The sequence below is a fragment of the Methanohalophilus sp. WG1-DM genome (assembly GCF_004104135.1).
In the GTDB taxonomy this organism is placed as follows: Archaea; Halobacteriota; Methanosarcinia; order Methanosarcinales; family Methanosarcinaceae; genus Methanohalophilus; species Methanohalophilus euhalobius.
Genome location: NZ_RRBA01000003.1, coordinates 108173 through 133481 on the forward strand (window position 1 = coordinate 108173; position 25309 = coordinate 133481).

Annotated in this window: 25 protein-coding genes; 15 read left to right on the forward strand and 10 right to left on the reverse strand. The window is 43.9% G+C overall.

The genetic code is table 11. The annotated features are described in order from the left end of the window. Position 1: 1 nt before the first annotated feature. On the reverse strand, positions 2 to 463 hold the full coding sequence (locus tag CI957_RS03620; RefSeq protein ID WP_128754232.1) for a DUF523 domain-containing protein: 462 nt from the start codon (positions 461 to 463) through the stop codon (positions 2 to 4). 115 nt (positions 464 to 578) lie between these two features. On the opposite strand from CI957_RS03620, the gene CI957_RS03625 reads away from it, so the two are divergent. Further along, complete coding sequence (locus tag CI957_RS03625) at positions 579 to 1487, forward strand: hypothetical protein (RefSeq protein ID WP_105459961.1); 909 nt, start codon at positions 579 to 581, stop codon at positions 1485 to 1487. Here the strand turns inward: CI957_RS03625 and CI957_RS03630 are convergent, their stop codons facing one another. Continuing rightward, positions 1488 to 2405: a TIGR00269 family protein gene (locus tag CI957_RS03630; RefSeq protein ID WP_096711777.1), complete on the reverse strand. Its 918-nt coding sequence runs from the start codon at positions 2403 to 2405 to the stop codon at positions 1488 to 1490. A 130-nt stretch (positions 2406 to 2535) separates the two neighbouring features. Between CI957_RS03630 and CI957_RS03635 the strand changes: the two genes are divergently transcribed. After that, a complete protein-coding gene (locus CI957_RS03635) occupies positions 2536 to 3852 on the forward strand; it encodes a tripartite tricarboxylate transporter permease (protein ID WP_181079119.1) in 1317 nt (438 codons plus the stop codon). Here CI957_RS03635 and CI957_RS03640 read toward each other — a convergent pair. Next, a complete protein-coding gene (locus CI957_RS03640; RefSeq protein ID WP_096711779.1) occupies positions 3840 to 4616 on the reverse strand; it encodes an AAA family ATPase in 777 nt (258 codons plus the stop codon). The two genes, CI957_RS03635 and CI957_RS03640, sit on opposite strands and share 13 nt — an antisense overlap. A gap of 90 nt (positions 4617 to 4706) precedes the next feature. Here CI957_RS03640 and CI957_RS03645 point away from each other — a divergent pair, with 90 nt between their 5' ends. Both CI957_RS03645 and aroC read left to right on the forward strand, forming a co-directional pair. Further along, positions 4707 to 5588, forward strand: a complete 882-nt coding sequence (locus CI957_RS03645; protein WP_105459958.1) for a cation diffusion facilitator family transporter — start codon at positions 4707 to 4709, stop codon at positions 5586 to 5588. A 38-nt stretch (positions 5589 to 5626) separates the two neighbouring features. Beyond that, on the forward strand, positions 5627 to 6727 hold the full coding sequence (aroC, locus tag CI957_RS03650; RefSeq protein WP_105459957.1) for a chorismate synthase: 1101 nt from the start codon (positions 5627 to 5629) through the stop codon (positions 6725 to 6727). A gap of 21 nt (positions 6728 to 6748) precedes the next feature. On the opposite strand, the gene CI957_RS03655 is transcribed toward aroC, so the two are convergent. Then, a complete protein-coding gene (locus CI957_RS03655; RefSeq protein ID WP_128754233.1) occupies positions 6749 to 7906 on the reverse strand; it encodes an LL-diaminopimelate aminotransferase in 1158 nt (385 codons plus the stop codon). A 106-nt stretch (positions 7907 to 8012) separates the two neighbouring features. Then, positions 8013 to 8810, reverse strand: a complete 798-nt coding sequence (budA, locus tag CI957_RS03660; protein ID WP_164909018.1) for an acetolactate decarboxylase — start codon at positions 8808 to 8810, stop codon at positions 8013 to 8015. 225 nt (positions 8811 to 9035) lie between these two features. Between budA and CI957_RS03665 the strand changes: the two genes are divergently transcribed. The 6 genes from CI957_RS03665 to gatD all read left to right on the forward strand — a co-directional run bounded on the left by CI957_RS03665 (position 9036) and on the right by gatD (position 17250). After that, the gene (locus CI957_RS03665; protein ID WP_096711784.1) at positions 9036 to 9929 is read left to right on the forward strand and encodes a metal ABC transporter solute-binding protein, Zn/Mn family; all 894 of its coding nucleotides are present in this window, start codon (positions 9036 to 9038) and stop codon (positions 9927 to 9929) included. After that, entirely contained in the window at positions 9913 to 10680 is a 768-nt protein-coding gene (locus CI957_RS03670; protein ID WP_241645873.1) for a metal ABC transporter ATP-binding protein, read from the forward strand. The genes CI957_RS03665 and CI957_RS03670 overlap by 17 nt, the downstream gene beginning before the upstream one ends. 11 nt (positions 10681 to 10691) lie before the next feature. Then, on the forward strand, positions 10692 to 11504 hold the full coding sequence (locus CI957_RS03675) for a metal ABC transporter permease (protein WP_096711785.1): 813 nt from the start codon (positions 10692 to 10694) through the stop codon (positions 11502 to 11504). 56 nt (positions 11505 to 11560) lie between these two features. Next, positions 11561 to 14371: a PAS domain S-box protein gene (locus CI957_RS03680; protein WP_164909019.1), complete on the forward strand. Its 2811-nt coding sequence runs from the start codon at positions 11561 to 11563 to the stop codon at positions 14369 to 14371. Positions 14372 to 14499: 128 nt separating this feature from the next. Then, positions 14500 to 15978, forward strand: a complete 1479-nt coding sequence (gene argH, locus CI957_RS03685) for an argininosuccinate lyase (RefSeq protein WP_096711787.1) — start codon at positions 14500 to 14502, stop codon at positions 15976 to 15978. A gap of 27 nt (positions 15979 to 16005) precedes the next feature. Beyond that, the gene (gene gatD, locus CI957_RS03690) at positions 16006 to 17250 is read left to right on the forward strand and encodes a Glu-tRNA(Gln) amidotransferase subunit GatD (protein ID WP_128754236.1); all 1245 of its coding nucleotides are present in this window, start codon (positions 16006 to 16008) and stop codon (positions 17248 to 17250) included. A 197-nt stretch (positions 17251 to 17447) separates the two neighbouring features. On the opposite strand, the gene CI957_RS03695 is transcribed toward gatD, so the two are convergent. The 5 genes from CI957_RS03695 to CI957_RS03715 all read right to left on the reverse strand — a co-directional run bounded on the left by CI957_RS03695 (position 17448) and on the right by CI957_RS03715 (position 21063). Beyond that, the gene (locus CI957_RS03695) at positions 17448 to 17978 is read right to left on the reverse strand and encodes a type IV pilin (RefSeq protein WP_128754237.1); all 531 of its coding nucleotides are present in this window, start codon (positions 17976 to 17978) and stop codon (positions 17448 to 17450) included. Between the two features lie 14 nt (positions 17979 to 17992). Continuing rightward, complete coding sequence (locus CI957_RS03700; protein ID WP_096711790.1) at positions 17993 to 18193, reverse strand: DUF5371 family protein; 201 nt, start codon at positions 18191 to 18193, stop codon at positions 17993 to 17995. A gap of 177 nt (positions 18194 to 18370) precedes the next feature. Then, on the reverse strand, positions 18371 to 19528 hold the full coding sequence (locus CI957_RS03705) for a formate--phosphoribosylaminoimidazolecarboxamide ligase family protein (protein WP_128754238.1): 1158 nt from the start codon (positions 19526 to 19528) through the stop codon (positions 18371 to 18373). A 67-nt stretch (positions 19529 to 19595) separates the two neighbouring features. Beyond that, positions 19596 to 20210, reverse strand: coding sequence for a stage II sporulation protein M (locus CI957_RS03710; protein ID WP_096711792.1), 615 nt, complete (start codon positions 20208 to 20210; stop codon positions 19596 to 19598). Between the two features lies 1 nt (position 20211). Beyond that, positions 20212 to 21063, reverse strand: coding sequence for a DUF63 family protein (locus CI957_RS03715; RefSeq protein WP_096711793.1), 852 nt, complete (start codon positions 21061 to 21063; stop codon positions 20212 to 20214). A 124-nt stretch (positions 21064 to 21187) separates the two neighbouring features. On the opposite strand from CI957_RS03715, the gene CI957_RS03720 reads away from it, so the two are divergent. From CI957_RS03720 to cfbE, 5 genes are all read left to right on the forward strand, one after another. Continuing rightward, the gene (locus tag CI957_RS03720; protein ID WP_373420702.1) at positions 21188 to 22249 is read left to right on the forward strand and encodes an NAD(P)-dependent glycerol-1-phosphate dehydrogenase; all 1062 of its coding nucleotides are present in this window, start codon (positions 21188 to 21190) and stop codon (positions 22247 to 22249) included. A 25-nt stretch (positions 22250 to 22274) separates the two neighbouring features. Next, on the forward strand, positions 22275 to 22718 hold the full coding sequence (locus tag CI957_RS03725) for a UPF0179 family protein (RefSeq protein WP_096711794.1): 444 nt from the start codon (positions 22275 to 22277) through the stop codon (positions 22716 to 22718). Between the two features lie 36 nt (positions 22719 to 22754). Further along, on the forward strand, positions 22755 to 23381 hold the full coding sequence (locus tag CI957_RS03730) for a DUF2150 family protein (protein ID WP_096711795.1): 627 nt from the start codon (positions 22755 to 22757) through the stop codon (positions 23379 to 23381). Positions 23382 to 23556: 175 nt separating this feature from the next. Next, entirely contained in the window at positions 23557 to 23952 is a 396-nt protein-coding gene (cfbA, locus tag CI957_RS03735; RefSeq protein WP_096711796.1) for a sirohydrochlorin nickelochelatase, read from the forward strand. Positions 23953 to 23970: 18 nt separating this feature from the next. Next, positions 23971 to 25305, forward strand: a complete 1335-nt coding sequence (gene cfbE, locus CI957_RS03740) for a coenzyme F430 synthase (protein WP_096711797.1) — start codon at positions 23971 to 23973, stop codon at positions 25303 to 25305. Positions 25306 to 25309: the final 4 nt, after the last annotated feature.

Genomic DNA, 25309 nt, shown 5'->3' on the forward strand with positions numbered 1-25309 from the left:
TTTACTGTTTGTGGCAATCCTGCATACTATAGCATATTCCACGCCTGACAAGTTCCATCTCGATTTCTTCAAAAAAAACACCCCTGCCAGCAATATATTCATGTGTAAAGTTTGACACCCTGCCGGCAGGACCACTCACTGTTGTGAGATCTGCAGCACAGGAGGGGCTCTTTCCTACTCCTACAAATTCAACGGAAAAACCCCTGCGATAAAATTCCTCGAGCATATCTGCAAAAGGGGCAAATAATTGTCTGCAGAATTTCCTGTAGGATGAATGGATTAACTGGTCTCTGGTAATTTCCCGGCGACTTGAACCAAAATATATCAGTTCCGGACAGGGAAGTTGAATTACATTCTTTTTCCCGGGAGAAAACTTTCCCGGATTTTTAATCCCTGCCAGACGCGACTCAGGGTTGAGAAGACAGTGAGAAACTACCATAATTTTATCATTTTCGGCATCCATTGAATCACCTGCATGAGAATCTTTATACAATAAGAAGACTTATGGGTACGCAGTTATATCCATAGGGATACTTCCATATAACTATCACGATATGGTAATCGGGAGATAATATTTAATGGAAAATATAAATACGGTTCTGAGAAAAGGTTTTCAGACCTGGACACACAATCTCAATATTTGCATCCCCTTCTTTTTGAACATATTTGCAGGTATATTTGCAATGTTTGTTATTTTCATGGTTGCGGTCATCATATTTGTTATGCCTGCAATGCAGGACATTACAACAGACCCCACAAATATCAATCCTGAAATGGCATTTGGAGTCCTCACAGCCGCCTTTTATGAAAATATGGGATTGTTCATACTCCTGTTTATCGCAGCATTTGTAGTATCCACCCTGATAAGTTCCTATTTTTACGGCGGAGCCATAGGAATGGCAAAAAAAGCTCTTCAAAATGGGTCCACCAGCATCAATGAGATGTTTACATCAGGAAAAAAGAACTTGATCAACCTCTTCCTTACCAGATTCATAGTAATACTGATTATCCTCGCAGGAATAATCTTCGTGGTGCCCGGAATACTGGCAATTGGGGATCTGAGCATATTGATACAAAACCCTGAAGAAGCACTCTCGGGAACATTAATCCTTGTTTTTGGAATATTTGTCTGGATATTCTATGCAATCGTAGTCAAACTGATTTTTACTTTTGCAGAATATGCACTGGTTGTTGGTGGACTGGAACCCCTGGAAGCCCTGGAAGAAGGTTTCTCATTTTTCATGAACAATAAACTTGATACAGTTATCCTCTGGCTGGTTCTGATTGGCCTGTCAATACTCACAGGAGTAGCCGGGGAAATTCTCAGTTCCATCGAAATACTCAGCACATTCTGGTCATTTGCCGATTTTGTCCTGTCCTTTGCAGTAATCCAGCCTCTGACAGTACTGTGGTGGACAAGGATGTATTTAAGCGGTAAAAGCACACAGTTTTATGATATTGATGACTATCTGGAGTTTAAGCGTTGATCAGGTCTTGCCAAGAAGCCGACATGCCTGACAGACATCAGCAGTGCAGGCCTGTCCGCAAATTGTGCATTTTTTAATTTCCGCCTGAGGGAATTCTTTTGCAAGTATTCCCACCATTTTATCAAAGCCCTTCTGGATTGAATATTTCGTACCGGGATGTTTTTGCTCAAAATCATCAAGCATCAGTCTTACTTCGTTACGCAAGGCCTCGTGTTTGTAAGGACACAGGCTTATATCTACCGGAATATCATTGACCTTTGCATACAATTCCACTTCTTTTTCAGGGATTTTGCGTAAGGGTTTGGCACGCAGGACCAAACCTTCGAGTTCTCTTGGCGGAGAAAGACGTATCATCCGCTCCACATCACCCCCCAGATGATTCATCATTATCGTCTGGGCTTCATCATCAAGGTTATGGCCTGTCACAAGTCGTTTTGCCCCGATATCAAGAGCTATCCTGTTAACCAGGGATTTGCGCAGCACACCACAATAACTGCATGCACCATGTACCCTTTCTTTTGCTGCCAGTTCATCAAGGGATGTATCGTATTCCTCAGCAAAACTATGGATAAGATGCTTTACACCAATATCAGATGTCAGTTTTTTGGCATAGCCTATTGAGCGCTTTCTGTAAACAGAAATACCTTCATCAACTGTAATTGCAACCAGTTCCAGATCCCTGCGTTTGCCAAAAATCTTGTTCAAAATATACAGGGCCACACAGCTATCCTTACCACCACTCAAGGCAACTGCAATTTTTTCGTTTTTACCTATATTGTAATTCTTGCGAATCGTAAGCTTGACCTTGCGTTCTACATCTTCTGTAAAATGTTTTTTGCACAGGTGCATACCGGAATATGGCTGGTAAATGATAGCTTCATGATTGCATTTCATACACCTGGTTTTTTCTTCGGTCATGTGACCACATTCAATTTGACCTCGTATAAATACTTACGTTACACATTGAATACAAATAAAAATAGCAAACGGATAATATTCTAATATAAACAAAAATATAAATATTGTTATGAATGAATAACGGGCAATCATGACAGTTGAAATATCCCTGATACTGTTGTCAATCCTTGCAGGTTTTCTGCTGGGAATTGTTTCCGGCCTTATCCCGGGCATACATACAAACAATTTCGCCCTGATACTGGTAGGAGTAAGCCCCATTCTTCTGAATCAGGGAATCGAACCTCTTTATGTAGCAATAATTGTATTATCCAACTCCATATCTCACACTTTCCACGACATAATACCTGCCATCTTTCTGGGCGCACCTAACGATGACATGGCCCTTGCAGTCCTGCCTGGCCATAGGTTGCTCCTGGATGGGTATGGTGCCGAAGCTGTCAGGCTTTCTGCCCTGGGAAGTGCAGGTTCTGTTGCCTTTGCCCTGATAATGGCATATCCCCTGGTATTTTTTTTCACAAATGCCTATGATACTATACAGGAAAATATGGCCTGGATACTCATAGCCATATCAGCCATACTTATCCTGACCGAGAAAGGAGAATATGTCACAGGGCAGGGATCACTTGCCTCATTTAGATACAAAGGTTATGCTCTTTGTCTCTTTATACTAAGCGGATTGCTGGGATATTTTGCATTTGAGATGGAATATCTGGCAACGCCAATCTTAAAATTTGGAGAAACGTCCATTCTGTTACCTATTTTGAGCGGATTATTCGGTGCCTCCCAACTAGCAATCAGCCTGATGTCAGATTCGCACATCCCTTCTGAAAATATATCCCGCATGCAACTTTCAGTAAAGAGAATATTACGTGGCATAATATCCGGCAGTTTTGCTGGCTCAATTGTTGCGTGGCTGCCCGGGATCTCGGCTTCAATTGCCACAGTGGTTGCAAGATTTACTATTCCAAAAGAAATTGACAGGGACGATATTGAAGATGAACTGGAAGATTCAAAAGAGTTTATAGTATCTATATCCGGAGTTAATACAGCAAACTCTATTTTTGGCCTTTTTGCCCTGGCGATGATCGGTAAAACAAGAAGCGGTGCTATGGTAGCAGTCAACCGTTTGCTTGATTCTGCAACCATTGATAGCCGCTCAATAATTCTTTTCCTGACAGCAATAGTTGCAGCAGCCCTGCTATCCTACCTATCTACCATAGCCATTGGAAACAACGTACATCATGTCCTGAAGAAAATAGAATACAAAAATCTCTGTTTTGCTGTCATAGCCGGACTTACTATAATGGTAGCCCTTTTCACCGGGATTTTCGGAATACTGCTCTTTTTGACAGCCACTACAATAGGCATGCTTCCCCCTTTCATGAAGGTCAGGAGAAGTCACCTTATGGGAGTAATTTTGCTGCCTGTGATCCTTTACTTCATTTGAGCATCATCAAAGGATGTAATCATATCCACCATATTGTCCCTGACATTTTTGATAGATTCCAATGCATCCCCACCCAAATCAATGGGTGACAGACCCTGCAGATCGGCTTCTATAAAGTCCGATGAAAAAGGAATCTCGCCAATTACCGGGACACCGATATCCTCCAGCACAGTTGACATGTCAGCTTCATTACTCTTGTTAATGACCGCAGCAATATGTCTGATACCAATCTCGTCAGAAAGTTTCTTTATGCGTGATGCAGTTTCAATGGAACGTCTGCCCGGCTCCACAACGATCAGCATTAAATCAATGCCTTTTGTGGTTCCCCTGCCCAGATGTTCTATGCCGGCTTCCATATCCATTATGACAGCACTGCTGTCCTTGAGTACCACATGTCGCAGCAGGGCGCGCAAAAATGCTGATGCAGGACACATACAGCCACTTCCGCCCCTTTCCACCGTACCCATGACAAGCATTTTCACATTATCAGGGCCCACTGCCCCGAATCTTTCAACTACATCATCCACTTTCGGGTTGTATTTGAACATGCCTCCTGTCTGCCCCGCACGCTCCTCGATCATTTCCCTGTATTCGGTCAATGGTTTGGGAGGAACTGTTATACCCAGTGAGGAAGCCAGGTTCATATCTGGATCCGCATCTATTGCCAGTACATCATAGCCATCCCTGGCCAGTAAACGTGCAATCGTACCTGAGATGGTGGTTTTTCCCACACCGCCTTTGCCTGTAATCGCAACTTTGAACATCTTAGTCACCATGTTAACGAAATAACGGAAAGCCAATATACTTCTTCATTAAAGTAGTATCTAAATATAACAAACAGGACTTAAATTATTATGATGGATTCCCCTACAGATAAATACCGGTTAATAAGATCGATACTTGTTAAGATACTTGTACTTAACCTGATTGTATCCTTTGCCAAAATCGGCTATGGTAGTTTTACTAACACCTTAAGTATGGAATCTGACGGTTATCATTCCCTATTTGATGGCATCTCCAACATAATAGGCATTCTCGGAATCCAGATCGCATCAAAACCGCCTGATCGCAGTCATCCCTACGGACACCAAAAATATGAATCCCTGGCATCGGTTTTTATTGCGGTATTGCTGTTCATAGTAGCGGTGGAAATAATCTCCAAATCAGTTGAACGTTTTATCTCACCATCCACACCGGAGATCACTTTTTTAAGTTTTGTTGTAATGATACTTACCATTGCGGTCAACCTCTTTGTAACAATATACGAAAAAAGAGAAGGGGACAAACTGAAAAGTGACATCCTGATTGCAGATTCCATGCATACGAGAAGTGACATCTATGTTTCCATATCAGTCATCGCAGGCCTGCTTGCTGTAAAAGGTGGATACCTCCTTATAGATCCGATAATAGCTGTCATTATCTCCCTGTTTATAATCCGCGCAGCGATCAATATAATCAAAAGCAGCAGCAAAACCCTATGCGACGAATCAAGGATTGATGAAGATATAATATGTAACATAGCTTTTGAAGTAGATGGCGTCATGGAATGCCACCGGATACGCACAAGAGGGACAAAAGGAGAATATTATATCGATCTGCATATAGAGGTGGATCCAAAAATGCCGGTTGATCAGGCCCATGCTATATCCCATCAGGTGAGCGATCAAATAAAGCAGTACATGGAAGATGTAAAGGATGTAGTTGTGCATACGGAGCCACATGAAAAGCAGGATTGAAGCAAATTGATAAATAACGGAATGTGTAACATAATAGCATGGCAGGAAACACGTTTGGCCATTCATTCAGGATAACCACATGGGGAGAATCCCACGGAAAGGCATTAGGAGTAGTTGTGGACGGAACTCCTGCGGGGTTGGCTCTTGATGAAGCGGATATACAGAAGGAATTGGATCGCCGCCGACCGGGACAGAGTGGCGCTGCAACACCCCGCAAAGAAAAAGATCGGGTAGAAATTCTGTCGGGAATTTTTGAAGGTATTACAACAGGCACCCCAATATCACTGATAGTTTACAATAAGGATGCAAATTCCAGTTCCTATGACAAATTGCGCAATAAACCCAGACCCGGTCATGCGGATTTTACCTATATGGAAAAATATGGCCACAGAGACCACAGGGGGGGAGGACGGTCGTCAGGACGTGAGACCATTGGCAGGGTAGCAGCCGGCGCAATTGCAAAAAAATTACTTGGAGCATACGGTATCGAAGTAGTTGCACATGTAATAGAACTCGGAGGAATACGGGCAGAAAATATCGATCCGGATATCAAAACTGCAATCGAAAAAAATCCTGTACGCTGCGCAGACCCTTCAGCTGCTACAAAAATGCTTGAAATGATAGAGAAAATGCGCAACTGCGGGGAAAGCACCGGAGGAATTGTGGAAATCCTTACCACAGGTGTACCGGCAGGATTGGGAGAACCGGTATTCAATAAGATCGATGCAGATATTGCGGCTGCAATGATGGGTATCGGTGCAGTCAAGGGAATTGAATTTGGTGCAGGATTCAAGGCAGCCCGAATGAGAGGCAGTGAGATGAACGATGCCTTTGAAGTTGACAACGAAACAATAAAACCACTTACCAACAACGCAGGCGGGGTGCTCGGAGGACTTACCACAGGCATGCCAATAATTTGCCGCTGTGCTGTAAAACCCACACCATCAATCTCATTACCCCAGCATACGGCAGATATGATGACAAAAAAAGAAGAAATTATAGAAATTAAGGGTCGCCATGATCCGACTATCCCTCCGAGAATGGTACCTGTCGCCGAGGCCATGATGGCAATTGTACTGGCCGATTATATGATACAGAGCGGCCGTATAAATCCGGATAGCATACTGCCTGAAAAATGAAAAGAAAGAGAAAGGAAAAGATTACAAATCCAGTTTTTCCATTCTTCCTACGGCTTCTTCTATACGTTCAACAGTCTGGGTGAGAGCGAACCTGATATAGCCTTCACCATAATCGCCAAATCCTACACCCGGAGTCGCGACAATTCCCGCTTCTTCAAGCAGGAGGGAAGAAAAGTCAATTGAACTATATTTTTCGGGAACCCGGGCCCATACATAGAAGGTGGCCTTTGGCGGATTCACATCAAGACCCATCGCGTCAAGACCTTTCAGCAGGGCATCACGTCTTTGCTTGTATACACTATTCATATCTGTGACACACTGCTGGGAACTGTCCAGTGCAGTAATTCCTGCCTTCTGAACAGCCTCGAATGCACCTGAGTCTATATTGGACTTGACCTTTCCAAAGCCGGTGATTATATCCTTGTTACCCACGGCAAAAGCAATCCTCCAGCCTGTCATATTGTAAGTTTTGGAAAGAGAATAGAATTCAACACCTACATCCATCGCACCATCAACACTCAGGAAACTGGGAGCCTCATAACCATCATAAACCATATCGGAATAAGCATTGTCGTGGACTATCACAACATCATTTTCCCGTGCAAAATCCACAACCTCTTCAAAGAACTTGAGGTTTGCTGTGGCTGAAGTCGGATTGTTGGGGTAATTCATGAACATGAGTTTGGTTTTCTCAAGTACATCCTTCGGAATCGAATCCAGGTCCGGAAGGAAATCATTTTCCTCAAGCAGAGGCATAATATGAGGTACACCACCTGCAAATTGGGTGCCTATCTTGTACACCGGGTATGCGGGATCAGGCACAAGGGCTACATCTCCGGGATTGAGGAAAGCAAGAGGGATGTGTGCTACACCTTCCTTGGAGCCAATCATTGTGAGGGCTTCGGTGGCCGGGTCAACATCAATTCCCTTTGTATCCTTACACCAACGAGCTGCTGCCTCCCTGAAAGCCGGCATGCCAGAATAGGACGGATACCTGTGGGTTGATGGATCGCGGACTGCCTCGCACATGGAATCGACGATATGCTGATGAGTAGGTTGATCAGGGTCACCCACACCAAGGTCTATTACATCCACTCCTTTTTCCTTTACCCTGGCTTTGGCTTCATCTATCGTTGCAAACAAATACGGTGGTAGTGCATTTATTCTGTCTGAGTACATTGCTTCACCTGAATTACAATCAAAAATTTTGATATAGCAGTATCAGTAGTCATATTGTAATGAAGCTATTTAAAAATCATGGGTGGTAAAAAAGAAAAAAGGTCACTTATTGCTCAATGGCTTCAAGGACATCTTTATTCCCAGGTGATACATCAGAGAACGATGATGATTCGGGAATTGACAGGGTGAAATCATATGTATAATCCAGTTCAACTGAGCCAGAGGTCAGATTACATGCAAGCACATGTCCACCGATTTCTTTGTTTGCATCTATGAAGTGGAAATGATAACCCGGCACATTGATGTTTTCAATATAATAGGGAAGAAGGAAGCCAACCATTGTACCATTAATATTTTCATGATGATACACAGCTTCCTCTTCTGCCACTACGTCCAGCAGAGGGCGATAGGGCTTACTCTGGGCAGGTACACTTCGTATACTTAGGTTTTCAAATGTTCCCTCTATTTTCAATGCATACAGGAGATTTGGGCCGGGAATGTTTTCTTTAATCATGGATTGGAGAGACGCATAATCCGTATTTGACCCAATTGTGATCGTGTCATCTGCTTCAAAGAAGGTCACTGCCGCAAAAGGAGTTGTAGCCGTATCGTTTACCTGATAAATGTAACCATCTGCTTTTGCCCGGTAAACTTCACCGTCAATAACTATCATTTCACCATCCAGCCGATCAAAGGTACCCAATCCAATATCACCCTGTTCCTTAAGATCGCGAACCTGCATATCCCCATCATAGGAGCCGGCAATTAAAGAGTCAATTGTGGATGTCTGGAAAAGAACATCATTATTGGATACGGCAGGTTCATCAGTTGTTGTGGTACAACCTGAAAAAGTAAGAAATAGCAGAATGCCCAGCAGCACAATACTCCAGATATTATTACTCATAGTGAAGTGTATGAAAATAAAAGTATAAATATTTTTTTTGTGTTGGGGTAAAATTCCATTTTTCCAACATTGGAAGCATAAATGTGCCGCTGCATTCATAACAATTTACAAATCCATTTTTTGTACTATACCAAAAATACCAAAAGGTTTAAACTTGAAACACAATGTATGAGTGAATAACCAGAATCATTTATATATAAAGAATGTGAAAAGAGAGAGAGAGAAATGAGAGAAATTATTGGGAATATTGTTTTTTGGCCAAATACCAAAAAAACATTTTTGCTTATATTAATACTAGCCATAATTGCCACTACAGGTTGTACGGAGGAAAACAGTTCAGACCAGCCTGAAAAAACAACGGTTGTTGTAAGCATACCTCCCCAGGCCGAATTTGTGGAAAAGGTCGGAGGAGAGCATGTTGAAACAATCGTAATGATTCCGCCTGGTGCAAGTCCTGCCACCTATGAACCAACTTCAAGTCAGCTGAAAGAACTCAGCAAAGCGGAAATATACGTAAAGGTTGATTCCGGATTACCTTTTGAAAAAGTATGGCTGGAAAAAATAAAGGACCTGAATGATGACATGTTATTTGTGAATTCTTCCAAAGGCATTGATCTGAGGCCAATGGGAGAAGGAATGGACCCCCATGTATGGAATGATCCCAATAATGCAATTATAATGGTCGATAACATATACAAAGCCCTGGTTGAGGTAGACCCATCCAACGAAGAAACATATACACAAAACCGGGATTCCTACACCGAGGAACTTAAGTCTCTTGACAGGGAGATTCAGGAAACACTTGAAAACAAATCGGGGAATAGTTTCATGGTCTATCATCCTGCATGGGGATACTTTGCAGAAAGGTACGATCTTAATATGGTACCCATCGAAACCGAAGGTAAGGAAGCAAGTGCCAGACAGCTCAGTGAGGTCATAACTTTTGCAAAGCAGGAAAACATAACTATTATCTTTGTGCAGTCCCAATTCAGTACACAGAGTGCAGAAGCCGTTGCAGAAGAAATTGACGGCAAGGTTGTGAAAGTGGACCCCCTTGCACGCAATTATACAGACAATATGTATAAAGTAACAGAGGCTTTCCGTGAAGGACTTAAATAACCATCAGCATGCAGTGGAAATAAAAAATATGTGGTCGTATTACCACGATGTACCTGCCCTCAAGGAGATAAATCTTGACGTGCAGGAAGGAACTTTCCTGGGAATCATTGGACCTAACGGCGGGGGAAAAAGTACTTTATTAAAAGTAATTCTCGGCCTGATAGAACCAGACAGAGGTGATGTACGCATATTCGGTAAAAAACCGAAGGAGGGGAGAAACATTGTAGGTTATGTCCCCCAGCACAGTGCATCCAGACTGGATTTTCCCATCAATGTATGGGATGTGGTAATGATGGGACGTATTGGAAAAGCATCCCTTTTCAGAAAATACAGTCCTGATGACCGGAAAGTGGTGAAGGAAGCCCTTGAAAAGGTCAAAATGTATGAATACAGGGACCGCCACATTGCCGAACTTTCCGGCGGGCAGAGGCAAAGGGTTTTCATAGCCCGGGCACTTGTCACAGAACCAAAACTGTTACTTCTCGATGAACCTGTGGCCGGAATAGATACAACTATGCAAAAGGAGTTCTATGAAATACTTGAAGAACTCAAATCCCGGGTTACAATCATTATGGTATCCCACGATATTAGTGCGATCTCTGTCTATGTAGATAAAGTGGCCTGCCTGAATCAGAAACTCTACTATCACGGTACTAAAGAAATAAAGCCCGAGGACCTTGAAGAAGCCTATAAGTGTCCCGTAGAAATGATAGCACATGGTGTACCCCATAGGGTATTGAAAGCCCATTGAGGAAATTGAACATGCTGGATATCTTACAATACACATTCATGCAAAATGCTATCGTTGCAGGCCTGCTGGCCAGCATAGCATGCGGGATTATCGGGGTATATGTGGTTGTCAGGAAGATCGTTTTCATAAGCGGAGGGATTGCACATGCCTCTTTTGGCGGTATTGGGCTGGGCTATTACCTGGGAATTAATCCCCTTTTCAGTGTCCTGCCTTTCAGCCTGCTTTCTGCACTTGTAATAGGTCTTGTCAACAGACGTACCAATATAGCCGAAGATACCGCAATCGGAATACTATGGTCTGTAGGTATGGCACTGGGAGTCCTATTCATAGGCCTTACACCGGGATATGCACCGGATCTTATGACCTACCTTTTTGGTAATATACTGACAGTCCCTGTAAATGATATCTATTTGATGCTAGTAATTGATATCCTGATCATTGCAAGTGTCTATCTGCTTTACAAAGAATTCATGGCCATAAGTTTTGATGAAGAATTTGCACAGGTTTCAGGACTGCCGGTTGAAAAGCTTAGTCTGTACATGCTTTGCCTGATAGCCCTTACCATAATAGTCATGATCAGAGTTGTAGGATTGATTCTTGTTATAGCCCTGTTAACGATACCGGCATCATTGAGCCGTGAATTTACAGATAAACTTGACAGGATGATGATGCTTGCTGTTATATTCGGCACGGTATTTACCTTTATAGGCCTGTTTTTATCCTACTACTTAAGCGTACCTTCCGGAGCCACTATAATATTAACAATGGCGGCTGGTTATATGCTGCATTTCCCATTCAAGGGAAAAAATAAAAAAACCGCATAAGATTAATGATAAAATATTAATTGAATCAGCCAGATATTCAATATTGTAATCTTTTTATGGGCGAGATGACAAAGGGTACTACAATGCAAAATCTTCTGGAAAGAATACTTGACACTATTTGCAAAGGCACATGGGTCGTTGACAAAGACGAGATTTTTATCTATTTTGACAAGGGAATGGAAGAAATCACCGGTATCAAAAGCGAGGAAGTGATAGACAAAAAACTGGAACAATATATGTCTGCCTCCCGCCACAGTGTTGGTGATGAAGCCCATTTCAGGGAAATGTTCCTGAGGGCAAAAGATTCTCTGAAACCCATACCCTACAAAACCATGCCAATCGTTACAAAGGGCGGCAACTTAAGTTTCCAGACAGGCAGATTGATTCCTTTACTCAACCAGAAAGGAAATTATGACGGGATGATCTGTACTGTAGAAAGCGTTAGCGAGCAGAAGATAAGCCAGAAAACCTTACGTAAAAGACTCCGTTCGGACAGGAAACTCGAGGAAATCTATAAAAACAGTCCTGTTGTGGCCTTCCTGTGGACCGCAGAGAAAGACTGGCCTGTGGAATTCGTATCCGGAAACATTTCCCAGTTTGGTTATACGCCCGAAGATTTCACTTCCGGCAAACTTATCTATGGAGACATAATATATCCCGATGACCTCGATATGGTACGCAGCGAGGTCAGCGAGCATGAAATTGAAGGCAAGATCTTTTTTTCCAAGGAATACCGCATACTCACCAAATCCGGAGAAATACGCTGGGTGATTGAGCGGTCCTTTATAGGAAGAGATGAAGTTGGAGAACCTTCGTACTACCAGGGCATCATAATTGATATTACAGACCGTAAATTGGCCGAAGAGGCTATGCGAGAATCTGAAAAGAAATACAGATTGATCTTTGAAAATTCTCCCCTGGGAATATTCCATTTCGATGAAAATGGTGTGATAACCCACTGCAATGAGAATATAATGCATATTCTCGAGATGACCAGAGACCAAATAATCGGTTTCAACATACTCAAGGATTTAAAAGACAAAAAGATGTATGAAGCTGTAAAAGCTGTATTCCTGAGACGTTCTGGTCATTATGAGGGAAAATATCATTCCACCACAAGTGAAAAAGTAACCCCTATAAAAGCCGATTACAGCCCCTACATATCAGAAGATGGCGAGCTGTTGGGAGGAGTCGGGATTGTTGAAGATATCAGTGACCGCATGAAAGCCGAAGAAGCCCTCCACCTGGATGAATCGCGCCTGGAAACCCTTGTAAAGCTTAACCAGATGACAGAAGCCTCCCTGAAAGAAATCATCGATTTTGCAAGAGCTGAGGGAGTGCGACTTACAGAAAGCAAGATTGGCTATCTTGCATTTGTGGATGAAGATATAGGTGCCATACAACTGAAATCCTGGTCCGATACTCCAATGAATCGCTGTAAAATTAAGGACAAGAAGATAGAATACAAGATCGAAGATGTAGGACTCTGGGGAGAAAGTATACGACAAAGACGACCATTTATAAATAACGATTACAATAGGCCACATCCCAGGAAAGGCGGATACCCAAAGGGTCATGTGGAACTGATTCGCCATATGGATGTACCTATTTTTGAGCGAGGCAAGATTGTAGCCCTTGCCGGAGTGGGGAATAAGAATGAAAATTATGACAGTTCTGATGTAAGACAGCTTACCCTCCTCATGCAGGGGATGTGGAGAATCGTACAGCGCCGCAAAACTGAAAAGGAACTTGAAAGATCAGAAGATAAGTTCCGCACAATATTTGCCAGCACCAATGATGCGATCTTTGTGCATGACCTTAAAGGCAACATTATGGAAGTTAATAAAGCGGCCTGTGAAACCACGGGATACAGCAGGGATGAATTACTCCGCATGAAAACAAAAGAAATAAACACCAGTCTTTCTATGGAAGAGATACCCCAAAGGATCAAAGAGGTCAAAGAAAAGGGGCATGCCATCTTTGAGGCTACATACAGACACAAGGATGACACTACAATTCCTGTAGAAATCAGTGCCCGTATGATAGAGTATAATGATAAACCTACAATACTGGTTGTTGCCCGTGATATTACCGAACGTAAAAGGGCCGAAGAAGAACTCAGGAAATATGCAGAAGATCTGGCAAAGGCAAATGAGGAATTGAAATCGCTGGATAAAATGAAAGATGAATTTCTTTCCAATGTGAGTCATGAATTGAAAACCCCTCTCACATCGATCATGGGTTATACAGAACTTCTAAATGACGGCAGCCTCGGGGAACTGGGAGAAGAACAGAAACATGCAGAAGAAACCGTGATGCGTAATACAAAAAGGCTGCAGAGACTCGTGGATTCACTGCTATATCTCAGTCGCACACAGGCAGGCACTGTTCAGTATGATTTTGAAACATTGAATATATCCGAACTGGCAGACCAGATTATAGAGGACCTGCAGATCCAGACTAAAGAGAAAAATCTGGAAATGATTAAGAAAATCGAACCGAACCTTCCTCAAATAAAAGGAGACCGGGACAAACTTACTGATATGTTCACCAATATAATAGATAATTCGATCAAATTCACTCCAAAGGGCGGTTCAATTACTGTCTTTGCAAACAAAGAAGATGGATACATACATATCAATATCAAAGATACGGGAATCGGCATACCGAAAGATATGATAGACAACTTATTCCAGAGATTTTACCAGATTGATTCTTCCCAGAAGCGTAAATACGGTGGTACAGGGCTTGGTCTCTATATCTCCAAGACCATAGTAGAGGCACACGATGGAGAAATTTGGGTGGAAAGTGAAGGTAAAGGAAAGGGAACAGAAGTGCATATTAAACTTCCTGTAGGCGAAAAATAAAGAATTACTTTTATCAGAACAGCTACTTTTATTTGATAAGACCTTGAATAGAAGGGCAGTCAGAAAGTCCCATTAAACCACTTTTCATGTGGGCAGACCCCTTAAAATTGTTCATTTGAGGAATAATCATGAGTGATATTTTACGAAGAGGACGCCTTGATTCTCTCCCGGACGAGGAAATAATGCGTTATACTTCATCCATGGAAGACGATAAATGGATATTTGATTCTGATGTCCTGGTGGATTTTGCCCACACGATCATGCTGAAAGAGCAGGGAATCATCCCCACAGATGATTGTGCCAAAATCCTGGATGGATTGAAGCGCATCCGCGAAGAGGGTATCGATTCCCTTGACCATAGTTACGAAGATATACACATATCCCTGGAAGCCAGACTTATTGATATGGCAGGAGAAGACGTAGGTGGAAGGATGCATTCCGGCCGCTCCCGCAATGATGAAGTGGCCACCTGTATCCGCCTGAGACTGCGCAAAGAAGTACTGGAACTGGCAGAAGAGATGTTGCAGCTTGTTACCACTATGGCAAAAATTGCGTCTGAGAACTATGATACCATCATGCCGGGATATACACACCTGCAGCATGCCCAACCTACCACACTGGCCCACCATATTATGGGCCACGCGGAGAGCCTGGGAAGAGATGTGGAAAGAATACTTGGATGCCTTGACAGGATCAACCGTTGTCCCCTCGGAGCTGCGGCTTTTGCTTCCACAGGCTTTCCGATCGACAGGAGCAGGACTGCAGAGTTGCTCGGGTTTGAAGAAGTAATGCAAAATTCCATGGATGCAGTCAGTGGCCGGGATTTCCTGCTGGAAACGGCTTCTGTACTTGCAAATATTATGGTAGGGATGAGCAGGATATCAGAGGAACTGGTCCTGTGGTCTTCTACGGAGTTTGGTTTTATTGAACTATCTGATCAGTACGCATCCACCTCATCAATAATGCCACAGAAAAAGAATCCTGATACTGCAGAGCTTGTGAGAGGCAAAAGCGGGATCGCTGTGGGAAGTCTGATGTCATTACTCACGGTCTGCAAATCCCTGCCGATGAGTTATAACAGGGATATGCAGGATGCCAGCCCCCATATCTGGAAATCCGTGGAAAACACACGTGCATCGGTGAGGATCATGGCAGGTATGCTGGATAGCATGAAGGTTGACAAGAATACTATGAAATGGCAGGCTTCAACCGGATTTACTACAGCCACCGAACTTGCCGATACCCTGGTCAGGGAATGCGGGATACCTTTCAGGACTGCACACCAGATAGTGGGAATTCTGGCAAAAGGAGATGTCGAACCAACCCTGGAAGATATAGAAGCGGTGGGGCGCACGGTCCTCGGGGAAAGCCTTACAGAAAAGGGATTGAATGAAGATATGGTAAAACAGGCTCTGGACCCAATGCTCAACATCCAAAAAAGAAAGGTCACTGGAGGACCTGCACCAGAAGCCATGAAAGCATCAATCGACAATTTTGGTATTAAAACCAGAATGTGGATAGAAGAGGTTGAAAGGATCAAGGACCATACCACAGATTCCATTGAAAAGCTGATGCAGATTGTCGAAGATTACATACAACAAAAATAAGATAATAGATTCATTGCAGGGATAATTATGGATTACAAGGAAGGAGACCGGATAAGGGTCGAGAAGGGCGGAGCTGCCTATGAGGGGGTTGTAATGCCCAGTGTCACCGGCCATATTGTGTTGAAGATGGTCAGTGGATACAATGTAGGAATCGAGCCGGATGGTGCACAGATCACATTCCTGGAGCCTAAAAAGGAAATTCAGAAGCCTGAAAAGCAAGTCAAGGTTACCAAAAATAAAGGGCTTAAAAATGTGGTTTTCATTTCCACAGGAGGTACCATTGCCAGTAAGATCGATTACCGTAGCGGTGCTGTGAGCTCACAGTGCTCTGCAGATGATATTGTCCGGACAATCCCCGAACTTGATGATATTGCCAATATAAGAGGCCGGGTTGTTACGAATATCCTATCCGAGAACATGAAGCCAGAAGTATGGACAGAACTTGCCCGGGTCGTATATGAAGAAATTGACAACGGAGCAGAGGGCATAGTAATTGCCCATGGTACCGATACGATGATGTATTCTGCAGCAGCCCTGGCATTCATGCTTGACACGCCAGTTCCTGTCGTTTTTGCAGGTTCCCAGCGCAGTGCAGACAGACCAAGCAGTGACAATGTAATGAATGCAATCTGTGCAACAAAAGTTGCTGTCAGTGATATTGCACAAGTTTGCACAGTCATGCATGAGAGCAGTTCCGATGATCGCTGCGGCATCCATTACGCTACCAGAGTCCGGAAAATGCACACTTCACGCAGGGATGCTTTCCAGTCCATCAATTCCCGCCCGATTGGTTTTGTGGATTATGCCACAGGACAGATTACCACAGAATCAGAATACACCGCACGCGGAGAGACAGAACTGGCCCTTAGGGATAAGATCGAGCCTGAATGTGCTATTGTCAAGTTCACACCCGGCGCAAGACCCGAAATCCTGGGCAATTATATCGATGCAGGATATAAGGGCATTGTAATCGAAGGAACCGGCCTGGGCCATGTGTCCACCGACTGGGTCCCTGAGATCAAGCGTGCAACACAAGCAAACATACCGATAGTGATCGCATCCCAGTGCCTGCACGGACGTGTCTGTGACCGTGTCTATGATACCGGCACGGATATGCTCAAAGCCGGAGCAATCGAAGCCGAAGACATGTTACCGGAAGTTGCCCTTGTAAAACTTATGTGTGTACTGGGCCAGACATCCGACCTGTCAGAAGTCCAAAAGTTGATGCAGGAAAAATGGGCTAACGATATCTCGGATTGCAGTCTAGAGTGAAATACCAATCGTTTTTCTCTACAATACCTATTTCCGGTATTCCAGGGGAAGGAGTTCCGGAATGTTTTTTATCAGAATAGTGTCCTTTGCAGAGGTAGCTTTCCTGAATTCATGGCATACGCAAAACATAGATTTCGGAAAAAAGAGAAAAAGTGGTGCCGCAAGTGCTGCGGCGGCGGTAGGTTTCAGGTTAAGGTTTAGAACCTTACTGTTGCATCACGAAGCATCTGCTGGGTTTGTACGTCAATAATCTTGAGGTCGATAGAGTCACCTGATTCAGCGACATTTTCTGTGGCACCATTTGTGGTATCAATAGTTGAATTATTTAGAGTGCCAATATAATAAGTTGGATCATCTGTAGAGGTGCCGTTATTAAAGATATAAAGTGACTCACCAACTTCAAAACTCTCCAAATCTGCATCACCTGTTAAAATCGATGAATTTACAGAGTTATCACCTATAGTAATCCTGGTGTTTGTGGTCTTCAAGTTAATTGCATCTCCACCCTGATGTTCCAATTTAACTACATTTTGATCAGTACCACCGGTGACAGTTACAGAATCAGAGCTGGCTTTCAAACTTGCCTGTGGTGCGGATTCAGGACTGTCAAGTCCGAATACGAACGCTGCTATAACCGCTGCGAGGATGACAGTAATGGCGACCATCAGAATGACACCAATGACCGGGGATACTGCATCGTCTTTTTTAAACATTTCTGGAATCTGCATTAAATCTCTCCTTTTCAGTCTTTCTTATTCTTTTTCTGCACGACCTTCTCCAGCTTGCGAGTCCACATTTCATCATCCATGTCAGTGTACTCACACTCGAGGTAATGTTGCACTGCAATACTGAGGGCATCCTTGGTAGAAGTTTCATTGCTTTTCTTCTTCAGTGCCGCGAGCTGCTCGTCAGTCAGTACAGTTTGAGCATGTACAATTTTCATTTATTACACTCTCCATATATAAATTGTGAGTATCGGTTCAGGTTCCTTCTCATTATGATAATAATGAGATTATGCTATAAGAGGTTTGCTAGCGAAAAAAGCGAGAGGCGTACAAAGGTGTAAATAAAATGATATTGCGGCAACTTAGCCGCATTATCCTGTCAACTAAGTTTCAGATCAGGTTACTATCTTATCCAGCTGTTCTGTTTCGATGGCTCTTCTGACCTCGTAAGCCACCCTGCGTCCCGTACTCATGGTTTTTCTCCACAGAGTGTTGCCGTAGGGGTGGCCCACGGACATGTGCACATTGGTACCGCCGCCAACCCGGGGTGCCACATCATAGATGTAGAAGTTCAGGTCCTTGTCCACGCAGGTCTGCAGGCAGAATGGACCGATTACACCGGGATCATAGTATCCCCTGGAAGCATCCACATACATTTCCGCAAGTTCGAACACCTTCTCCAGCAGGGATTCCCTCAGGGTTGCAGTATTGTGCCCGCAAACCGTATACTCGGGTGTCAACTGGTGCTCTGCCAGAGCCATCTGCTGGGGAGCGGGCAGCCTCACATGGCCGTCCAGGCTCGTCTCGAATCTCCAGTCAATGCCCAGCAACTCGATCGGGTTCATTTCCTCTTCAAGCGGGGAATAGAACAGGTCAAAATTGAACACCGGCCCGATAACATAGCGCTCAATACGTGCCTCTGCAAGCCCATCCCGGGTGATGACTCCCTGTTTGATCAGGGATTCGGATTTTTCAAGATATTCCTCATAACTTGAAGCCGTAAAGAATCCGCGCTCCAGTTTTTTCACAGCATGAGGCAGTTTGACAATACAGAGTTCATCGATATCCTGCGGATCACCGATCTTCTCCGGGAAAGGCATTCCCGCTTTTTCCAGAAGCCAGTAATAATCCTTCTCCAATCCCCTTTCCTCACTGCGCAACATGTTCCTGCTACCCACAAGCGGAACTGCAAAATCATTCTCTATCTCATCGATTCCACAGTATGAAGTAAAGGAGCGGTTGGGAATGAAAAGCACATCATTGTCCACAAGGCTTTTCTGGTTTTTCTCAAGCAGGACCTCATCGAAATTATCATAGTTCACATAATCATCGACCACGCCACGTACAACATTGCCATTCTGATCTCTTTGGGCGCGGAAATAATCCGTATAGGTCTTTTCACGGCCCTTCTGGCATATAGCATGCGTGTGGAAACCCTCCTCTACAGCTCCGTCAAAAACATCAAGGGCTGAGTGGGAAGCTACTGCACCTATCCGAATATTATCTGTATTATAATCATTAACTATATCGATGATCTCTTTCCTGTCAATCATGGGAAAATCCTCGTGAATCTTTCTGGAACATAATAAGAATCTGCAATAAAAGATTTGTTGTAAACCCTCAGACAAAGGCAATGAACATGGGGGTCACGAATGTCTCGATCACTGATGCCACCAGCAAGAGAGGTGCTACAAAACGTATGAAAACAGCCACACCTGCTGTTATTTCCTGTTTTACCGATACTGCCTGGCCCCGCAGTTTGGCAAGAGTGGTCAATCCTATACGTACTCCGATAGCAACCGAGAGAAATATCATCGGCAGCTCGATCAAGCCATGGGGAATTATCGCCAGTAAAACATATGAAAGGCCCTCCTCAGCACCGGTCACATAAGCCACTGCACCCAGCACATAACCGTTATAGGCCAGGAATAAAAGAGGAATGAAACCTATACTCACACCCAGCAGGATAACCGCCAGGCTTTTCAGGGCATTGTTCAGGAAAATAAAGAGCATTATCTGCAGGGGAGAAAGTTCCTTGATGATATCCACCAGGCTTTGTAATTCCTCCAGGGACATGTCCGCTGAAGCAGGACTCATGGAAGTATAAATGTAACCCGCCAATGCTGAGATGAAAAATACCGCAATGGACAGGACAAAAAGGCTTTTCAGTGAAATAAAGTATCTCTGCAGGTCTTCAGCAACCAGAGAGCCGGGAAAAATATCATTGCGTTTCATTTCAGATACCCAGTGCCATCCTCAGTGTGTTTCTTGTAGCAGGAGACAATCCCAGTACAATAATAACCATCTTTACGAAAGTTCTTAAAGATATTGATTCTTCGCTATCGTTAAACTGGGTATCCAGCACATAGATCACCGGGATGAAGATCGCAAGTTTGAGGGGATACATCACAAGTGCCGTGCCTGTCAGATCGATCAGGTAGGAAGGCACAACATGTTTTTCATAATATCCCAGCATATCAATACCGATAAATGTGGAAGATGCATCCATTAAATGAACCCAGAGAATGGTGAAATTGAGCCTGTCTGTAATCAGGCCGATTCCCTGCCAGCGTGCCAGGCCGTAAATGGAAAAAGCAATCAATGTTCCTATCACCAGAATCAGGACAAGCGCATCGGGTCTTACAATATCCTCAAAATAGAGCAGGGCGTACAGGTTGAATAAAAACCACAAACCTCCTGCAGCGGCAAATGTCTTTTCCCAGTCGCCTACAACATCCAGGTCATAGAGTTTTTTGGATACTACCAGACAGGCAAGAGTCACAACAAAAACCACAAAGTAGATGTTGGGGGTAATAAAGAGATATTTCAGGGGAGCACTGAAGACATTGGCATCCTCAAGCACCCTGAGGGACGAACCTGCCAGGATAAAGGGAATTATGGTCAAAATGAAGCGTTCATCCACTTCAACTTTCATCCGGTCAAGCAACTTTATAACACCAAAAACACATGCACCAAGAATCAGGGCCCATGTTAGTGTATTAACCGGGTTGTAACCACTATCATAGATAATGGGATCAATATAATACTTATTTACAAATTGCAAAATCTTATCAGTTAATGTATTCATCTATAAATCACAATCCGAAAAATCCCGTTGGGGCTAATATACAGAAGAATCCGGCTGGAAGCACAATTATAAAAGAGATAGATATAATATAAGTGTTTTTACAAATAAAAGCAGGGTAATTCAATTGAACGAACTCAAGAGCAACAAATGGATGCAACTTCCCCGGGACGTTCTGGTCGGCAGCAACATGTTAGGAAAGGTAGCCGATGTATGCAGTGATCTCAAACTCGGCCGCAATGCGCTGATCGTAACGGGCCAGAAAACCCGGGATATCGCAGGTATTAAGGTCGCAGAAGAACTTGAAGAGACCGGCAGGAGTGTCCAGATCCATGTCTCGGCCAGTGCTTCCATGGAAGAAGTGGAAAATGTCATGGAAATTGCCAGAGAAATGGATACAGATTTCCTGCTGGGAGTTGGCAGCGGCAAATCCATAGATGTAGCCAAACTGGCTGCTACCAGACACAATGTACCTTTCCTGAGCATACCCACAGCCGCTTCCCATGATGGCATCGTCTCGTCCAGGGCTTCCATAACACATAATGGTGAGACAGCCTCCATTCAGGCAAGTGCACCCATGGCAGTAATAGCCGACACCGAAGTCATCGCAAAAGCCCCATTCAGGTTACTTGCAGCAGGCTGTGGGGATATTATATCCAATTGTACAGCAGTACTTGATTGGCAACTGGCACACAGGTTGCAGAATGTTTCATTCAGTGAGTACTCTGCAGCTTTAGCCAGTATGACCGCAAACATTCTCATAGAATCCGCAGATTCCATAAAGCCTGAACTTGAAAGCTCGGTTCGGATGGTTGTCAAAGCCCTTGTATCAAGCGGGGTTGCCATGAGCATCGCAGGTTCATCCCGGCCTGCTTCGGGCTCGGAGCACATGTTCAGCCACGCATTAAGCCGCATCGCTCCAAATCCTGCCCTGCATGGAGAACAATGTGGTATCGGGACGATCATGATGATGTACCTGCATGGCGGGGACTGGCAGGAAATAAGGGATGCCCTCCGGATAATTGGTACTCCCACAACGGCCCATGAATTGGGCATCGAAGATAAATATATATTACAAGCGCTTGTTGAGTCTCATAAAATTAGGCCGGAAAGGTACACAATACTCGGGACCGGGATAACACCTGACGCAGCCGAGGTGGTGGCAAGGACCACCGGAGTAATTTCATGATTATTGATCATTACAGGTGATACTTATGGATGAAGAAGATACCATGATTACACTCATCGGAACTCAACTTGCCCGGGAAGGGGAAGAGTTCATATTTGAAGGGGAAGCTCCAGAATGCGAAAAATGCAAACTCAGGAATACATGCATGAATCTGGAAAAGGGACGCAAGTATGTAGTCCGGAAAGTAAGGACAAATACCCTGCACGAATGTTTTGTTCATGAACAAGGAGCATACGTGGTTGATGTTGCAAAAGCTCCGATCATTGCTGCCATTGATTCACGCAACGCTGTCCAGGGTTCCACTATCAGCTATAAGGAACCAAAATGTGACACAGATGACCAGGAATTGTACGACCTGTTCCACCCTGCAGGAATAAAAAATGGCGATAAATGTACAGTTGCAGAAGTCATGGGAAATATTGAAAGTGACCAATGCAGCGGATATAAGAAAGTCAGACTTAGGTTTTGAAAAATCCCTATATAATTTATAATGCGAGGGGCTAGAATGCCAGAAACTAGTGATAAACAGATATTTCATGAATTTTATACGGAAAAGCGATGGAACAACTGGCTTCAAAAAGTTGGAGAAAGCAATTTCAAGCTTGAAGAATCCGGGGATACTCCCGAGAATGATAGTGCTATTTTTGTGAACATGCAGGATGATGTGATCCTGGCATGCCTGAAGGTCATAGCTACCTGCCAGCGTGGAGAAAATTCTGTAGAAGAAACCCTTGATATCCTCTCCAGTATCGAAGAAATCGTTCTGAAAAAGGTAGATTCCATATCCGAAGACACCGATATGATGATCGAATCCCTTCAGAATTCTTTGCTGGCAACATTCGTCTCCTTCGAATGTTACCTGAACGGGGACTTTGATAAGGAATCAAAAATATCCGACCTCATAAAAAGTGCAGTCGAAGCCGAACATGATGAGGATTTCGAGGCCGCCCTGGGATATGTTGCAAGGATAGGTGCCCTTGTACTGGATGGCAAGGAACTTCCGGGCAAAGAAATGGAAGATATGCCCTATGGAATTGTTGCCGAATGGATGGACGGAATTGATTCCATAGAAGCCGCAATGGTAGGTACTGACAGTTACAAGGAAGACGATGGAGAATACGAAGTTGTCTGAACCTCACCCTTTTTGATCCCCTCCACCCTTATTTTTAATTAAAGTTCACCCTGCAAGATCGATCCGAATTATTTTTATGTAATCACTCATTCATAGGGAGTAACACAAACACCCTACGAAAGTAAGACTGGTGTTTTAATATGCATATTACACTGACAAAAAAGAGGTATTCCACATGAGTGAAAAAATAGGAATTCTAGCAATCGGACATGGAAGCAGACTACCCTACAACAAAGAAGTAGTTACAAACATCGCCAACACCATCGCAGAAAAACACCCTGAATATGTAATCCGTACAGGTTTCATGGAAAACTGCGGCCCCTCCGTAGAAGAAGCCATGAAAGAATTCGAGGGAACCGGAGTTACCAGGATTGCAGCAGTTCCCGTATTCCTCGCATCCGGCGTACACATCACCGAAGATATTCCTGAGATTCTCAAACTCGACCCCCAAACAAACGAAGGAAAATTTGAGGTCGATGGCAATGAAGTTCCCGTTGTTTACGGAAAACCCCTCGGTAACCACGAAATGCTTGCAGACCTTGTCTTTGAAAGGGCAAAGGAAGTAATCTGAAATAATTTATGAGACCACATGACAGCAGGACAGAGACATTTCATAGTGCTTGACCTGAATCACGGTGGCCTGTTGATAAGCAGTAAACTTGCAGGCCACGGATACAGCGTAACCGCAGTGGATGTTTACGGCACACTCCCCCCAAAAAAAATCTCTGACCTGCCTGCTGGAGTAGAGGTGGTTAGCAAGCCACCTCTGCCGGACAAAAACGCTATTATAATCACACCTGTCCATCTGGACCCCAACTATCCTGTTCTTACAAAAGCCAGATCGCAGGGAAATACCATCTATTCTCACCATTACATCACCGGCTGGATACTGCGTGAGGAGGGTATCTTCAGTCAAGCAAAAGTAATCGAGATCACCGGGGTTAAAGCCAAGACCAGTACTGCAACCCTTCTGGCCAGGATACTTTCCTTTAAGGAAGAAGTCATACTACATACAACCCGGGGCATAGAATACCTATCAGAAAACCAACACATCATGCTCCATAAAGGTCTCAGTATAACTCCCGCAAGCATACTTGAAGTTGTTAATATTGTCAGAGAGCAGGAAATTGAGCCATCGGTTTATGTGCTGGAAGAATCCCTGGGCACAACTGGCATGGGTGAAATGGGCATACTCACAACCCTCAGCCCTGACTACAGGATTGCTTCAAACAGCAAATGGGCAAGTGAAGCCAAATGGAAGATTATGCAACATCCTGTTGTGATAATGAATCATCAGGACACCAGCCTCATAGAAAATAACACAAAGACTGAGATCATAACATTTGCTAACGGCAATCAAAACGCCGATCTTATCAGCAGAATATCCAAAGAAACTATCAGTATTACTTATGATGAAAAAAACATCGACTGCAAACTCCAACCCGGTTATAATCCTGAAGAATATGCAATTGCTTTTGCCGCCAGCGCATGTGCCGGCCTGCGGGCAGGAGCAGACCCGCACGACATCCAGAGAACCTTTGAAGGATTTAGTGGTTTAGAAGGAAGAATGCAACGGGTGGAGTTTCAACAAAGGAGACTCATTGATAACTCCAGTTCGGGATTGGATATTGATTCAGCAAGATCGGCCATTGAGATGGGACTGAATAAATCTGCAAAAAACGTGCTGATTATCGGAGAACATGCCGCACAGGTATGCGAAGGCTTTGCTCCGGAAAACGTCCAGATCCTGCTTTCAGAATACAGACAGTTCCTTGACCATGTGATCCTGATAGGCAAACGCATGGAAAACTTAAGTTCACAGGATATCATTCACAGGAAAAACCTGCAGGAAGGCCTGGAAAGTGCCCTTTCGTTAACCGACAGCGGCGACACCATTATATCCTGCGTTAAATGTTTCAGGTAAAAAA

Excerpts from the sequence above, each read along its gene's own strand:
- aroC (WP_105459957.1), top strand. The coding sequence starts at position 5,627 with ATGGCAGGAAACACGTTTGGCCATTCATTCAGGATAACCACATGGGGA.
- CI957_RS03655 (WP_128754233.1), bottom strand. The coding sequence starts at position 7,906 with ATGTACTCAGACAGAATAAATGCACTACCACCGTATTTGTTTGCAACG.
- budA (WP_164909018.1), bottom strand. The coding sequence starts at position 8,810 with ATGAGTAATAATATCTGGAGTATTGTGCTGCTGGGCATTCTGCTATTT.
- CI957_RS03620 (WP_128754232.1), bottom strand. The coding sequence starts at position 463 with ATGGATGCCGAAAATGATAAAATTATGGTAGTTTCTCACTGTCTTCTC.
- CI957_RS03625 (WP_105459961.1), top strand. The coding sequence starts at position 579 with ATGGAAAATATAAATACGGTTCTGAGAAAAGGTTTTCAGACCTGGACA.
- CI957_RS03665 (WP_096711784.1), top strand. The coding sequence starts at position 9,036 with ATGAGAGAAATTATTGGGAATATTGTTTTTTGGCCAAATACCAAAAAA.
- gatD (WP_128754236.1), top strand. The coding sequence starts at position 16,006 with ATGGATTACAAGGAAGGAGACCGGATAAGGGTCGAGAAGGGCGGAGCT.
- CI957_RS03635 (WP_181079119.1), top strand. The coding sequence starts at position 2,536 with ATGACAGTTGAAATATCCCTGATACTGTTGTCAATCCTTGCAGGTTTT.
- cfbA (WP_096711796.1), top strand. The coding sequence starts at position 23,557 with ATGAGTGAAAAAATAGGAATTCTAGCAATCGGACATGGAAGCAGACTA.
- CI957_RS03640 (WP_096711779.1), bottom strand. The coding sequence starts at position 4,616 with ATGTTCAAAGTTGCGATTACAGGCAAAGGCGGTGTGGGAAAAACCACC.
- CI957_RS03700 (WP_096711790.1), bottom strand. The coding sequence starts at position 18,193 with ATGAAAATTGTACATGCTCAAACTGTACTGACTGACGAGCAGCTCGCG.
- CI957_RS03725 (WP_096711794.1), top strand. The coding sequence starts at position 22,275 with ATGGATGAAGAAGATACCATGATTACACTCATCGGAACTCAACTTGCC.
- CI957_RS03730 (WP_096711795.1), top strand. The coding sequence starts at position 22,755 with ATGCCAGAAACTAGTGATAAACAGATATTTCATGAATTTTATACGGAA.
- argH (WP_096711787.1), top strand. The coding sequence starts at position 14,500 with ATGAGTGATATTTTACGAAGAGGACGCCTTGATTCTCTCCCGGACGAG.
- CI957_RS03705 (WP_128754238.1), bottom strand. The coding sequence starts at position 19,528 with ATGATTGACAGGAAAGAGATCATCGATATAGTTAATGATTATAATACA.
- cfbE (WP_096711797.1), top strand. The coding sequence starts at position 23,971 with ATGACAGCAGGACAGAGACATTTCATAGTGCTTGACCTGAATCACGGT.
- CI957_RS03680 (WP_164909019.1), top strand. The coding sequence starts at position 11,561 with ATGGGCGAGATGACAAAGGGTACTACAATGCAAAATCTTCTGGAAAGA.
- CI957_RS03675 (WP_096711785.1), top strand. The coding sequence starts at position 10,692 with ATGCTGGATATCTTACAATACACATTCATGCAAAATGCTATCGTTGCA.
- CI957_RS03645 (WP_105459958.1), top strand. The coding sequence starts at position 4,707 with ATGATGGATTCCCCTACAGATAAATACCGGTTAATAAGATCGATACTT.
- CI957_RS03695 (WP_128754237.1), bottom strand. The coding sequence starts at position 17,978 with ATGCAGATTCCAGAAATGTTTAAAAAAGACGATGCAGTATCCCCGGTC.
- CI957_RS03630 (WP_096711777.1), bottom strand. The coding sequence starts at position 2,405 with ATGACCGAAGAAAAAACCAGGTGTATGAAATGCAATCATGAAGCTATC.
- CI957_RS03715 (WP_096711793.1), bottom strand. The coding sequence starts at position 21,063 with ATGAATACATTAACTGATAAGATTTTGCAATTTGTAAATAAGTATTAT.
- CI957_RS03710 (WP_096711792.1), bottom strand. The coding sequence starts at position 20,210 with ATGAAACGCAATGATATTTTTCCCGGCTCTCTGGTTGCTGAAGACCTG.